The sequence below is a fragment of the Roseomonas rosulenta genome, from assembly GCF_016106005.1.
In the GTDB taxonomy this organism is placed as follows: domain Bacteria; phylum Pseudomonadota; class Alphaproteobacteria; order Acetobacterales; family Acetobacteraceae; genus Neoroseomonas; species Neoroseomonas rosulenta.
The window spans coordinates 1-1,024 of sequence record NZ_JACADR010000574.1 but is presented as its reverse complement, the minus strand read 5'-3'; the positions used below and the strand labels follow the sequence as shown (position 1 = coordinate 1,024).

Here is a 1,024-nt window from a genome sequence, read left to right as displayed (position 1 = left end):
CATCTCCCCGCGCGCCTCCGCGTGGCGCCTCCCCGCGCGCCTCCGCGCGACGACTGCCCGCGCGCCTCCGCGCGACGCCCCTCAAGGACGCGGCCCTTCGCCCGCGCCTCGCCGGGGCGCGACGTGCAGCGGCGACACGCTGGCCCCGCAAATCCATGGGCCGCCACCGGAATGCTCCACTTCCGCCGCGATCTCCGATAGCATCTGTCGAGGGGAATCAGGGGGTTCGGGGTCATGCTTCGCATGATCGCGATGCTGGGCGCCTTGGCGCTCGCGGCATGTGGCAGTTCAGGCAGCGCGCCGCGCACCGGCGTGCCGGGCTATGCGGGGGGCGAGACCTCCTGCGTGCCCTATGCCCGCGCGCGCTCGGGCATCGACCTGCAGGGCGATGCCTGGCAGTGGTGGGACGCGGCGGCGACCTCCGGCCGCTACGACCGCTCCCGCCGGCCGCGCGTGGGCTCGGTGCTGGTCTTCATGCGCACGCAGCGCAACCGCAGCGGGCATCTCGCCGTGGTGTCGCGGGTGGTCGGCGCGCGCGAGATCCGCGTGGACCACGCCAACTGGGCCAGTGGGCGCAACCGCGGGCGCGTGGCGCGCGACCAGCCGGTGGTCGATGTCTCGCCCAACAACGACTGGTCGCTGGTGCGGGTCTGGTATCCGCCGGCCAACGACCTCGGCCAGACCAACTTCCCGACCTTCGGCTTCATCCATGGCGGGCGGCTCGTGGCGGAGGCGCAGTAGCCGCCGCGCGCCGGCCGGGGGCGGGCGGCCGGACCGCCTGGCGCTGGAGGCGTTTCCGCGCGCCTCGGCTCGCGGCAACGCCTCTGGCAGTCTGTTCTTGCGAGCATCTTCACCCGATCAGGCGATTCCACCTGATCGGCATCCGCTCTATTGCAGGCCCGCGGCCGTCGCCATCCGCACCGAGCGTGGCCGAGGGGCCGGGGCGGGCGCCGGATCGGCCGGCGCGGCGGTGGCCACCTCCACGCGCGCGGCGCCGCGCAGCGCATCCAGCCGCGCCAGGTCC

The 1,024-nt window shown here is 74.9% G+C and carries 1 protein-coding gene; it reads left to right on the top strand.

Translation table 11 applies throughout. From position 1 onward, the window contains the following. Window positions 1–234 precede the first annotated feature (234 nt). Window positions 235–741: a CHAP domain-containing protein gene (locus HW578_RS26950; protein WP_198373766.1), complete on the top strand. Its 507-nt coding sequence runs from the start codon at window positions 235–237 to the stop codon at window positions 739–741. Window positions 742–1,024 lie beyond the last annotated feature (283 nt).

What these genes read in the sequence shown, in the direction of transcription:
- HW578_RS26950 (WP_198373766.1), top strand. Translation starts at nt 235, where the DNA reads ATGCTTCGCATGATCGCGATGCTGGGCGCCTTGGCGCTCGCGGCATGT.